Raw genomic sequence first — 10,616 nt, forward strand, 5'->3', positions numbered from 1 at the left:
GAACAAACGGATTCTGAAGTACAAGGCAAAGTTTGCTGCATAAAAAGAGCTACCACCATTTGGCAGTAGCTATTCAATAACCATGTTTTAATTATTTCCCTGGTCTACATTGACAGGGGCGGATCAGGGTTTCCCTTCATGGCTGTTTTTGTGTTTTGGAGGGTCACATACACGTAATCGCTGAGATTGTCTTTGTTCCATAGCCGTTTTAGCTGTTGCCAGAGCTGTTTCCGGCCATCGGAATTTTCAAATCCCAGACGCTTGCCCATCTCTGCATCAAGCATCTATTTAATGTAGAGTTTAACATCTTTCAATCTTAGATTGCCTTAGGTACATAAAGATTTTTCTTAAATCCGTTAATTCTGTATATTCTTTTTATATATCAATCACTTTCCCAAAATCATTTTCATAAGTTCGGGCAATGCTAATTCAAACTTTACCCCATACCAATGCGTTTCATCGCCCTGCGTTTTTTCTATACAAAGAACCGTATAATCTGCCGCAATTTTCGCAGCTTCAAATGTATTAAAACCATTCATCAATGCACCGACAAAGGCAGAGGCGTAAACATCACCTGTTCCGTGACATCCCGTTGCTATGCGCCTGTGTTCATAATAGGAAGCTTTACCTTTTTCAAAAACGGTTACGCCGGTGGTGTCTGGGCGATAACCAACGCCGGTCAAGACAATTTTGTTTGCTCCCAGCCCGGAAAGTTCCTGCAGTAATTTATTAATGTAGCTTTCATCATATTCCGTGCGAAATTCCATTCCGGTTAACAGGCAAGCTTCAGTAATGTTTGGAAGTATAATATCAGCTTCCGCACAAAGAGTTTTCATTTCTTGAACAAATGACATATCAAATCCCGGATACAATTTGCCGTTGTCAGCCATAGCGGGATCGACAATACGGATACAACCAGGCTTTCCGGTCGTTTTCATTATATCTTTAACATATGCAATCTGCTTTTTGCTCCCAAGGTAGCCGGTGTAAATTGCATCAAAGTAGATTTTTTCTTTTATCCAATGATTTTGGATAGCTGGCATATCGTCAGTAAGATCGCGGAAAGTGTAGTCATGGAATCCGCCGGTATGTGTTGAAAGAACGGCTGAAGGCAATATACAGGTTTCCATGCCGCAGGCGGATATAATCGGAAGCGCAACGGTAAGCGAACATTGTCCGACACAAGATATGTCTTGAATTGTAAGTACTCTTTTATAAGCCATATTTACTCTCCTATTTCCTATGTTATATTCAGCATTTTCAGAAGCTAAACGCTGAAATCATCTTAATTTCTTTCTTCGCTTAAGGCCTTAAAGATTAAGCACAGTATTTGGCGTTCTATATCATAATAGCCTAATTTGCAGCGTCAGTCAATTAATTGTAATTTAATTACCAACAGATTACTATTATTAGCCTTAATGATATTGACAAGAGTTAAGATGTTTTCTTATTTCACCGGCTCAAACTATCCCTCAAGCGAAAAAGGTTGGCGCAAGAAGATCCATGCTCGCCGATAAGTGCGAAATGACTGCAATACAAAGGAGATTTAGATCTCATTCGGAAAAATTCTTTGTATTGCAGGTTTTTTTATACGAAAAATAATTGACAAAGGCACTATATAAGTGTTTCTGCTTTAGCGTGTAAATAGCGTGTATAAATTCGACAATAAAGCCGCAACCCTTGAAAATATAAGGAGTGCGGCGTTTTTTTATGCGAAAACGCTATATATTGTGAGCTACGAAAAAAACTTTGAAATTAAAAATACATCTAAAATAATTTTTTGCCCCTTTATAGTTTCTTTATAATTGGCTGTTAAAGTTTAAATCGCAAAGAGAATGATACTTTATTTGAAAGGATGATACAAGATGGCAGAATTAATACTTGAAACTAGGTGTCTTAAAAAATATTACGGCAAGCAGCTTGCTGTAAATGATGTTTCGCTTCAAATACCAAGAGGCTCTATATATGGACTCCTTGGGCCGAATGGGGCAGGAAAGTCGACGACTTTAAAGATTATAACAGGGTTGCTGTACCCTAGTGCAGGTGAAATAATAGCTTTTGGAGGACGTTGGGAGCGTAAGCATCTAAGACGAATGGGAGTACTCATAGAGTCGCCGGCTTTGTATGGAAATCTAACGGCCTATGAAAATCTTTTAGTGCACGCAAAATTAATTGGCCTTCCAAAAGAACGCATCTATGAAGTTCTTGAAATAGTTGAGCTAAAGGATGTGGATAAAAAACAAGTATCACATTTTTCAATGGGAATGAAGCAAAGGTTGGGGATTGCAATAGCATTGCTTGGCAATCCAGAGCTTTTGATTCTTGATGAGCCTGCAAACGGGCTTGATCCTATTGGAATTCAAAAACTAAGAGAATTGATCCGCTCTTTACATGAAAAAGGGATTACAGTTATACTTTCAAGTCACATATTATCAGAGGTTTCCCAAATTGTAGACCATATCGGAATTATAAGCGGGGGAGAGCTTAAATATCAAGGTGGGATAAATCCTACCGAAAATCTTGAAACGTTATTTATGGAAGTAGTAAATGGGGTGGAAGAGCAATGATAAATATATTGCAGTCAGAATTCCTTAAGTATAAAAGAACTTTTACAAGACGTTTAATACTGCTTGCGCCTATTTTTTTTATAATCGTTGCATTGCCTCAAAAACTGTTTATGCCTGAAAACTATCTTAGGCCATGGCAGCTTATTCTTGACTTGGTATTCAATTGGTGGCCTGTTGTATTTATTCCGATGGGTTTGGCTTTATTCGCTGCTTTGACGGAATCACAGGAGAAAAAGGCGGGTAACTATAGAAGCCTTCGAGTACGAGATATTTCACCGGCTCATTTATGGATTGCGAAAGTAATTATTATGGGCTGCCATACGCTGATATCCACATTAGTCCTAATTGGTGCCACTGTTATATCGGGGCTTATTACAGGAGGCGGCTGTATTCCATGGTTTAAAATTTTTGCCGCCAGCCTTACAGCATGGGGTGTGTCACTTGCCATAATACCACTGCAATTATGGATAGCTACATGGAAAGGCACATTTGCAAGCATAGCAATGGGTTTCTTGGGCTTAATCGCAGGTGTCATCGCTGCACCAAAATCATACTGGATATATGTACCATGGAGTTGGCCTATAAGGCTAATGTGTCCTATAATAGGGGTCCATCCTAATGGGACACTTTTGGAATCAACAAGCCCGTTGCTGGATGCTTCGGTAATACCACAAGGTATTATAATTTCAATTGTATCTTTGATAATCCTTGCTTTTATAACTGCAGTATGGTTTAACAAAAAAGAGGTGAAATAATGAGAATATTATACGCAGAATGGTTGAAAACAAAACGGACAGCCATAAGATTGCTTGCGTTTTGTATGCCCGTAGTTTATGCGGCGCTAATTATTGGATATTTCGCTTTAAGAGGTATCGATAAAAATACTCAAACATTGGTTTTTCAAGGCTTTTTTGAAGTGTGGACAGTGTGTGTTATTCCATTAAGCATAGGAATCCTGTCCGGCTTAATAGTGCATCAAGAAGAACTCGCTGGCAATTTTAACGGCCTTCTAAGCAGCAACGTTTCCAGATATGGATTATATGGGGCAAAATTCATTCTATTGGTTCTAACCTTGACAGCTAACACCTTAATTGCAACTGTTGCACTTGGGGTTGGTTTAGATGTATTCCTCGGCGTTTCTATTGGCTGGCCAATTTACATTGCTGCATCCATACTTGCTATTATAGGGGCGGTTCCACTATTAGCTTTGCATTTATGGGCAAGTTTTAGATGGGGAATGGGCGCATCCATCGGAATTGGTATCGGTGGCTTGCTGATGGCTGCTTTACTGGGGGCAACGAGCCTTGGGGATAAAATATGGCAGTTTATACCCTGGACATGGCCTGTAAGGTTGGGAATACTACCTGGAGCGTACTTACAGTTTACGGAGGATATGCAATATCCACCAGAAGTTATTTCATCGGGTTTTGTGTTAAAACAGTTGGCGATGGGTTTTACTGTGTCAACGCTATGCCTTGTTGCAGCATTAATAGGGGGAATCGTTTGGTTTAACAGGTGGGAAGGAAGAAAATCCTATGACTAAATAAATCGCTGGTACATTTTAGATGATTACACTTCTTCAAGCACTTTGGATAGGAGTACTAATAATATTACCATCTTGATTTATAAATAAAGTAAATAAATACTATAAGGGTAGCCGTATTGGTACTCTACCGATGAAGAAATTGAATGGAGTTGATAGATTGAGTAAAATACTGATAATTGATGATGAAAAGGAACTTGTTATGCTTCTTGAGGATGAACTGAAGGCGAGGGGGCATGAAGTGCTGGTGGCATACGATGGTCAAGAAGGTATAAAACTGTCTAAATGCCAGCCTGATCTTATCATATTGGACATTATGATGCCCGAAGTCAATGGATTTGATGTTTGCCGTGCAATCAGAGATGACGTATTGTGCCCCATAATTTTTTTGAGTGCAAAACAATCGGAGGCCGATAAAATCAAAGGGTTAACTCTTGGCGGGGATGATTATGTGGTAAAACCCTTCGGACTGCGGGAACTCATGGCGAGAATAGAAGCAAATCTGCGGCGGGAAAAGCGGTCGCAATATATCAACGCGGAAAACAAGCGCACTAAACTATATTTTGGAGAACTCAGCCTCGATATGAGAGAACGTACTGTAAAGATAAATAATGAGCCTATTGCGCTGACTAAACGCGAATACGATATCGTTGAACTGTTGGCGCTTCATGCGGGACAAGTGTTTTCGCGGGAACATATTTACGAAAAGGTGTGGGGATATGATTCGGAGGGAGATTCGGCGACAGTGGTAGAGCACATAAAAAAGATACGGGCGAAGTTCGCTGCCATTACGCCATCTGTTGAGTACATTTCTACGGTTTGGGGCATCGGGTACAAGTGGAATAAGATTTGAGAAAGAGAGGAAACAAAAATGAAAAACCGATCGCTCGTAACCCAATTTAGGCTTGCATTTGCTTGGATCGTTATTGCTAGCATAACTGCAACGGCTATAACCTATGCCTTGGCTGCTGTTTTATATGTTAAAGCCCAGTACAAGAGTATCTATCCTGCAAACTATTATGAGAGACAAATACCTGATATTGATGCTTATATCCGTGATAAAAATACTGCCCTGCTCTTGCAGTCAGGGGAAGAGGCACTGCAAAGAACAATTAACGGTAATGGCATATACTATCAAGTTATGGACAATGAAGGTAATTTACTGTACGGAACGAGCCATGAAAAAATCTTTAATGATAAATCCGAGCTTTATAGCCGGCTAAATACTACTATTAAGAAGCAGAATTACTATATACACACTGTTCCCATTATTGATGATAATGGAAAGGTTTTAGGTGCGGTCGCTCTCCTATACCAGTTGAAAATTTCATATGTGGGAGTCCGTGGCTGGTGGGTGATTGCCGTTCTAATCGTTGCCTTAATTTCTCCTTTTCTCTACATCATTGGCTTTACTATGTTGTTTTCGAGGATTTTCGTAAACAATATAAATAGGCCATTGCAATTATTGATGGATGCCTCCCGGAAAATTAAAGAAAAAGACTTGGATTTTGAAATTGACTATCATTCCGACAATGAGCTTGGCAAACTTTGCGTTGCTTTTTCCGAAATGAAAGATGAATTAAAAAAATCATTATCCGCACAATGGAAAATGGAACAGGAACGAGTGGAGATGGTTGAAGCACTGGCTCATGATTTAAAAGCTCCACTGTCTATTATAAGGGGATATTCTGAAGCGTTGATTGATACCAATATTGACAGCGGTGAAAAATTGAGTAAGTATCTTAAGATCATAAAAGGTAATGCAGAAAAATGCTCCAATCTCGTGCAGCAAATGCAATATACCATGGATTTGGAAAGAGCCGATGTGCAATTGCAGCTTGTTCCTGTCAAATTATCTGAATTTCTTGAACAAAAGGTACATCAATACGAATTACAGGCAAAGCAAAAGGGAATTACCATTACATTAAATGTGCAAGGTGAAACCAAAACATCAATTTTCATTGATAAAGATAAGCTTGAACGTATTCTTGATAATATCGTATCCAACAGTCTCCAATACACTCCAACAGGCGGCAGGATTGACATATCTGTAAAAGCTGAAAAGGAAAACATATTTTACGAAATATGCGACTCCGGCAGTGGTTTCAGCAAAAAAGATTTGGAAAAGGCTTTTGATAAATTCTATCGGGGGGATGAAGCTCGTAGAAGCAAAGACGGACATTCCGGCTTGGGACTTTTTATCGTCAAGCAGTTATTAGAGCAGCTTGATGGGTCAATTAAGTTAAGCAATACGGAGTCTGGTGGGGCCTGTGTGACATTCCAGCATAAAGTGTTTAGTAATAATTTTTAATAGTGTAGTTCGATGTGTCAAAAAAACAGTGGTATAATATACCTAACAAGAGCATGAACGTGCTGATGAGATAGGATAGATGTAAAACCAATATCTCGAAATATTGTTTAATCAACTGTTACTCTTTCCGACTCTCGAAAAAGTCTTTTAGAACTATTCTAAGTGTGATAGAATAGATATCGGTGATTGCTGACAAAACAGGAGTTATTTATCGGTTTTTCGAAGCTGTGTTGTCAGCTTGGAACAATAATTTCAATAGGAGAGGCAAGCAATAAATGGAAAAAGCAAAGGTTTATTTTACAGATTTTCGTACAGTGCCTTTCGGAGATGGACTGCCTACAAAACTTAAGAAACTCATAAAAAAAGCCGGTATCGGTCAGATAGATATGGATGGCAAGTTCGTTGCTATCAAGATGAATTTTGGTGAGCTGGGAAATATCAGCTACCTTCGTCCTAATTATGCTAAGGCTGTGGTTGATGTTGTAAAGGAGCTGGGCGGTAAGCCTTTTTTGACCGACTGCAATACTCTGTATCCTGGAAAGCGAAAAAATGCCCTTGAGCATTTGGAGTGTGCATGGGAAAACGGCTTTACACCGTTGACGGTAGGATGTCCTATTCTGATCGGGGATGGACTAAAAGGCACTGATGATATCGCGGTACCTGTAAAGGGAGGACAATATGTAAAGGAAGCCAAAATCGGCCGTGCTATTATGGATGCGGACGTGTTTATCAGTCTGACTCATTTCAAAGGGCATGAGCTGACTGGTTTTGGCGGAGCAATCAAAAACATAGGCATGGGCTGCGGCTCCCGCGCAGGAAAAAAGGAACAGCACAGTAATGGCAAGGCGAATATCGATCAGCGTTTGTGCCGGGGCTGCCGCAAGTGTCAGAGCGAGTGTGCCAACAGTGCTTTAGAATTTGATACAGTACATAAAAAGATGACGGTCAATAGGGAAAATTGCGTGGGCTGTGGCCGTTGCATTGGTTCGTGTAATTTTGATGCTATCTCATTCGATAACGATGCTGCCGTCGAGCAGTTAAACTGTCGTATGGCAGAATACGCCAAGGCTGTGGTGGACGGCCGTCCTTGCTTCCATATTTCCCTGGTAGTGGATGTGTCACCCTACTGCGACTGCCATGGAGAAAATGACGTGCCTATTTTGCCTGATTTGGGTATGTTTGCATCCTTTGACCCGTTGGCATTGGATCAAGCTTGTGCAGACGCCTGTTTGAAAGCTACACCACTTCCGGGAAGCCATCTAACCGACAATATGTCTAAGCCAGACTTTGTTGACCATCATGACCACTTCATCAACTCCACGCCAGAATCCGAATGGCGTTCCTGTTTGGAGCACGCGGAGAGAATCGGTTTGGGTACGCGGGACTATGAACTGATTGTAGTTAAATAAACTGGGAGCCAAATAAAAAATACATAGGATTTTATACCAGATACGAAGATTGAGATTACCTCAAAGCGGGCGACGCGCGAAAAGCTGATAGCCTGCTTTTCGGCTCAGGCGCAGAAAGCCGGCGGCAGCCGCTTTACCATTCCGTTTTAGCTCAGAAGCGGCGGCGTGATTGGCTTTCATAAAAATCAGTTTGAGCTGCCGTAAAAGGCTTAATACGAAAAATTAGCGCCCTGCTTATAGCGCAAAGCAGGGCGCTTATTGTATATGGAGGTTCAGTAACTTGCTAAGTTTTAAAAAACTTAAGTATTAGAAAAACAGGCATTAACCTTTTACAGCTCCGACTACGATACTTGACTGTACTTGGTCGCTCAAGAAGAAGTAAATTATGAGGGTAGGTATTGTTGCGATAACCATTCCGGCACCGATAACGCCCCAGTTTGTTGAGAACTCGCCGGCGAATGAATAGATACCTACCGGCAGCGTGCGGTAATGTGCGCTGTTGACAAAGGTATTCGCGAACATAAGCTCATTCCATGTACCCAAAAAAGTGAATATTGAAACAGTAGCGATTGCGGGCTTGACGATGGGAAGAATGATTCTGAAAAACACCTGATAGATGTTGCAGCCGTCCATGAACGCCGCTTCTTCAATATCTCTCGGTATCGAGGTATAAAATCCGCAGAGGATCATTATGCTCATAGGAATTGCAAACGTTATGTAGGGAATAAGCAGCGCCCAATATGTGTTCAAAAGTTTTAAGTGATTAAGCACTAAGAACAGCGGGAGGAGAACCGCCTGCAGAGGAATCATTATGCCAAGTGCGAAAAAAGTGTAGGAAAAGCCGTTAAGTTTCCAGTTCAGCCTTGCAATTGCGTAAGCCGACATAGAGCTTAGCAAACCTGCGACAACGATAGTGACCGTGACGTAAAACACGCTGTTTATGAAGTAGTTTAAAAGTCCGCCGGAAAAGAGCGCCTGAGTGTAGTTACTCCATCTAAAAGCCTTAGGCAAGCCGAGCGGGTTTGTGCTGAAAATCTCGGCGTTGCTTTTCAGTGAAAACTCAATAAGCCAAAACAGCGGGAATATCTGAATCAGCGCAATTATAAATAGAACGATAATTAAGATGACCTGAGAGGGTTTTGTTTTTTTCTTCATTGCGAACCACCCCTTATACCGCCGAAACTTCAGCTTCCGATTTTTTAAACAGCAGCTGAATTATCAAAGTGGCAATTAAGCATTCGATAACGATAAAGACTGCCTGTGCGCTGCCGTATCCATAAGCGCCCGCGCTGAAGAGGTTTGTGTACATGACCGTTGACGGAAGCTCTGACGAATGGAACGGGCCGCCGTTGGTCATCGCGAAGACAAGGTCGAACGACTTGAACGAACCTGTCATCGCAAAGATGATGCAGACCTTAATAACAGGGGAAAGCAGCGGGATTGTAATCCTTGTTGTCATCTGCCACTTATTTGCACCGTCGATTTTTGCGGCCTCGTGTATCTCGTCAGGTATTGCCTTAAGCCCGGAGTACATGATGAGTATATATTGGCCGATGTACTGCCATATTGCAGGAATAACGGTGCAGGTAAAGGCGGTGTTTGTGTTGGCTAACCACGGCTGTGCGTACTGCCCGAGCCCGACGGCTCTAAGGAGTGCATTCACAAGGCCGTAGTTTGAGTCAAATATCCTAAGCCATAGCTGGGCAATAACCATACTCGAGAGGATTACCGGAATGAAATAGACCATTCTGAAGAACTTTTCAAATCTTACGCCGCTAGACAATATAAGCGCGAGGATAAACGCAATGGGGAGCTGGATGAAAACAGACGCCCCCGCCAGAATCAAGGAGTTAGTTATCGAATGTCTGAAGATTTCATCGGAGAACAGCAGCTTTTTGTAGTTCTGAAGTCCTATAAACTGCATGGCGCCGATGCCGCTCCATTTGAAAAGGCCCAGATAAGCGCTGACAAAAATGGGTATAACGATAATCAGCGTATAAAAAAGCAGTGATGGCAAGATAAAAACAGATATTGAGCGTTTTTTATACATTAGTTTGTTCAATAAAATCACCCTGATTTATAATGAGAAGCTATCACCTTTAAAATGATAGCTTCTCATAATATTACTCATTATATATTTGTTTGAGAGTTATTCCCAAGAAGCATTCTCATTCTTAACAAAATCCTCAGGAGTAATCTTGTTGACGAACAGTGCCAAAACGTCTTGCTGATGGGCGTTTGTCTTTGCGCTGTCAAGGAAGGTATCCCAAGCGAGAGTGCTTACTTTGCACTTAGATGTCATATCGGCAATCTGCTTCCAAATGTCATTCCAGTTGCTTGTATCAACGTCGTCTTTCCAACCGTCAAAGCCGAGGCTGTCCTGAGCAACATATTTGCCCATCGTGCGGTTTATGTATTTCATGAATTCATAAGCTTCTTTCGGATGCTTTGTGTTGCTGTTGATAAGGAATGACTCTGTGAAACCGCCGCAGAAGTTTGTCTCGTCGCCTTTGCCGCCGTTTACGAGCGGAACGGGCAGCGCGTCGACTTTGCCTTTAACCGTTGAGTCATCCGCGTAGCAGTTGCCGGCGAACCAGCTGCCCTGAATTCTCATAGCAGCCTTGCCTGTTGTGAAGATAGTGTCAGCGTCGGTGGAACCGGTACCGTCAAGAATTTTTCGCAAATTCATAACCCGCTTGGTAGTCATCACCTAGCCAGCAGTTACCTGTGAATCAGTCATGACATCCAGGGCCTCAAGATGTATCATGCTCATATAGCGCTTGGTA

At 41.6% G+C, this 10,616-nt stretch carries 11 protein-coding genes; 6 read left to right on the forward strand and 5 right to left on the reverse strand.

Going from position 1 to position 10,616, the window contains the following annotated elements; all coding sequences use genetic code 11:
* Positions 1 to 104: 104 nt before the first annotated feature.
* Together V6C21_RS04000 and V6C21_RS04005 are read right to left on the reverse strand one after the other, a co-directional pair.
* Positions 105 to 284: a hypothetical protein gene (locus V6C21_RS04000; RefSeq protein ID WP_479268390.1), complete on the reverse strand. Its 180-nt coding sequence runs from the start codon at positions 282 to 284 to the stop codon at positions 105 to 107.
* Between the two features lie 102 nt (positions 285 to 386).
* Positions 387 to 1,223, reverse strand: a complete 837-nt coding sequence (locus V6C21_RS04005; RefSeq protein ID WP_034839239.1) for a pyridoxamine kinase — start codon at positions 1,221 to 1,223, stop codon at positions 387 to 389.
* Positions 1,224 to 1,865: 642 nt separating this feature from the next.
* Here V6C21_RS04005 and V6C21_RS04010 point away from each other — a divergent pair.
* The 6 genes from V6C21_RS04010 to V6C21_RS04035 all read left to right on the forward strand — a co-directional run bounded on the left by V6C21_RS04010 (position 1,866) and on the right by V6C21_RS04035 (position 7,830).
* The gene (locus V6C21_RS04010; RefSeq protein WP_479268391.1) at positions 1,866 to 2,567 is read left to right on the forward strand and encodes a lantibiotic protection ABC transporter ATP-binding protein; all 702 of its coding nucleotides are present in this window, start codon (positions 1,866 to 1,868) and stop codon (positions 2,565 to 2,567) included.
* The gene (locus V6C21_RS04015) at positions 2,564 to 3,322 is read left to right on the forward strand and encodes a lantibiotic immunity ABC transporter MutE/EpiE family permease subunit (RefSeq protein ID WP_084228710.1); all 759 of its coding nucleotides are present in this window, start codon (positions 2,564 to 2,566) and stop codon (positions 3,320 to 3,322) included. The genes V6C21_RS04010 and V6C21_RS04015 overlap by 4 nt, the downstream gene beginning before the upstream one ends.
* Positions 3,322 to 4,110 (forward strand): lantibiotic immunity ABC transporter MutG family permease subunit, encoded by a 789-nt coding sequence (locus tag V6C21_RS04020; RefSeq protein ID WP_034839246.1) that lies wholly within the window; start codon positions 3,322 to 3,324, stop codon positions 4,108 to 4,110. Before V6C21_RS04015 ends, V6C21_RS04020 begins: the two co-directional genes overlap by 1 nt.
* 133 nt (positions 4,111 to 4,243) lie before the next feature.
* Positions 4,244 to 4,963: a response regulator transcription factor gene (locus V6C21_RS04025; protein WP_479268392.1), complete on the forward strand. Its 720-nt coding sequence runs from the start codon at positions 4,244 to 4,246 to the stop codon at positions 4,961 to 4,963.
* A gap of 18 nt (positions 4,964 to 4,981) precedes the next feature.
* Positions 4,982 to 6,421 (forward strand): sensor histidine kinase, encoded by a 1,440-nt coding sequence (locus tag V6C21_RS04030; protein ID WP_479268393.1) that lies wholly within the window; start codon positions 4,982 to 4,984, stop codon positions 6,419 to 6,421.
* 275 nt (positions 6,422 to 6,696) lie between these two features.
* Positions 6,697 to 7,830 (forward strand): DUF362 domain-containing protein, encoded by a 1,134-nt coding sequence (locus tag V6C21_RS04035; protein ID WP_479268394.1) that lies wholly within the window; start codon positions 6,697 to 6,699, stop codon positions 7,828 to 7,830.
* A gap of 321 nt (positions 7,831 to 8,151) precedes the next feature.
* Here the strand turns inward: V6C21_RS04035 and V6C21_RS04040 are convergent, their stop codons facing one another.
* From V6C21_RS04040 to V6C21_RS04050, 3 genes are all read right to left on the reverse strand, one after another.
* On the reverse strand, positions 8,152 to 8,985 hold the full coding sequence (locus tag V6C21_RS04040; protein WP_045085402.1) for a carbohydrate ABC transporter permease: 834 nt from the start codon (positions 8,983 to 8,985) through the stop codon (positions 8,152 to 8,154).
* A gap of 13 nt (positions 8,986 to 8,998) precedes the next feature.
* Positions 8,999 to 9,901, reverse strand: a complete 903-nt coding sequence (locus V6C21_RS04045; RefSeq protein WP_479268395.1) for a carbohydrate ABC transporter permease — start codon at positions 9,899 to 9,901, stop codon at positions 8,999 to 9,001.
* A 78-nt stretch (positions 9,902 to 9,979) separates the two neighbouring features.
* A complete protein-coding gene (locus V6C21_RS04050; protein ID WP_479268396.1) occupies positions 9,980 to 10,519 on the reverse strand; it encodes an extracellular solute-binding protein in 540 nt (179 codons plus the stop codon).
* Between the last annotated feature and the right edge of the window lie 97 nt (positions 10,520 to 10,616).

The organism is [Clostridium] cellulosi (assembly GCF_036762875.1).
GTDB lineage: Bacteria > Bacillota > Clostridia > Oscillospirales > Ethanoligenentaceae > Ruminiclostridium_D > Ruminiclostridium_D cellulosi.

Bases quoted from the DNA above. Each gene is read 5' to 3' on its own strand.
- V6C21_RS04040 (WP_045085402.1), bottom strand. From the start codon at position 8,985: ATGAAGAAAAAAACAAAACCCTCTCAGGTCATCTTAATTATCGTTCTA.
- V6C21_RS04010 (WP_479268391.1), top strand. From the start codon at position 1,866: ATGGCAGAATTAATACTTGAAACTAGGTGTCTTAAAAAATATTACGGC.
- V6C21_RS04020 (WP_034839246.1), top strand. From the start codon at position 3,322: ATGAGAATATTATACGCAGAATGGTTGAAAACAAAACGGACAGCCATA.
- V6C21_RS04015 (WP_084228710.1), top strand. From the start codon at position 2,564: ATGATAAATATATTGCAGTCAGAATTCCTTAAGTATAAAAGAACTTTT.
- V6C21_RS04025 (WP_479268392.1), top strand. From the start codon at position 4,244: ATGAAGAAATTGAATGGAGTTGATAGATTGAGTAAAATACTGATAATT.
- V6C21_RS04030 (WP_479268393.1), top strand. From the start codon at position 4,982: ATGAAAAACCGATCGCTCGTAACCCAATTTAGGCTTGCATTTGCTTGG.
- V6C21_RS04000 (WP_479268390.1), bottom strand. From the start codon at position 284: ATGCTTGATGCAGAGATGGGCAAGCGTCTGGGATTTGAAAATTCCGAT.
- V6C21_RS04050 (WP_479268396.1), bottom strand. From the start codon at position 10,519: ATGAATTTGCGAAAAATTCTTGACGGTACCGGTTCCACCGACGCTGAC.
- V6C21_RS04035 (WP_479268394.1), top strand. From the start codon at position 6,697: ATGGAAAAAGCAAAGGTTTATTTTACAGATTTTCGTACAGTGCCTTTC.
- V6C21_RS04005 (WP_034839239.1), bottom strand. From the start codon at position 1,223: ATGGCTTATAAAAGAGTACTTACAATTCAAGACATATCTTGTGTCGGA.